Raw genomic sequence first — 554 nt, 5'->3', positions numbered from 1 at the left:
TATCGATGAAAGGTTAAAAAAATAGATGAAAAGGGACAATTCAAACAATTCTCTGTTCACTTTTGTAAGAAAATATTCGGTAGATCATTAATAATATACACTATAGCTTAATTTAAGTTTGTAGGAAATTTTAAAAATTATGGATCAGGAAAGATTATATATTTTAGTCGGATGAAAACAACTTACTCTACAAATTTAAATCTGTCTCAAATTGATTTGGGACTCCTTATCCTTCGGCTGGGAGCCGGCGGCTTAATGCTTACCCACGGAACTCCAAAATTGATCACACTATTTGGCGGGGAAGAAATCGTCTTTGCAGATCCAATGGGTATTGGCATGGGCGTCACCTTAGCACTAACTGTATTTGCTGAATTCATTTGTTCGATCTTGATCATTCTGGGACTGGGTACAAGGATTGCAGCTGTTCCCTTAATGATTACCATGTTTACAGCTGCGTTTGTAATTCATGCGGCCGATCCTTTTCAACGAAAGGAAATGGCAATAATCTACCTTCTTACCTTTACCGTGCTGCTTATTACAGGAGCCGGAAAGCA

At 37.7% G+C, this 554-nt stretch carries 1 protein-coding gene; it reads left to right on the top strand.

All coding sequences use genetic code 11. The annotated features are described in order from the left end of the window. Positions 1 to 171: 171 nt before the first annotated feature. On the top strand, positions 172 to 554 hold a 383-nt coding region (locus HC175_RS16915; RefSeq protein WP_168139517.1), incomplete at its 3' end, for a DoxX family protein.

The organism is Salinimicrobium oceani (assembly GCF_012037645.1).
The sequence above is the reverse complement of the archived record's forward strand: the minus strand, read 5'-3'. Positions and strand labels throughout refer to the sequence as shown.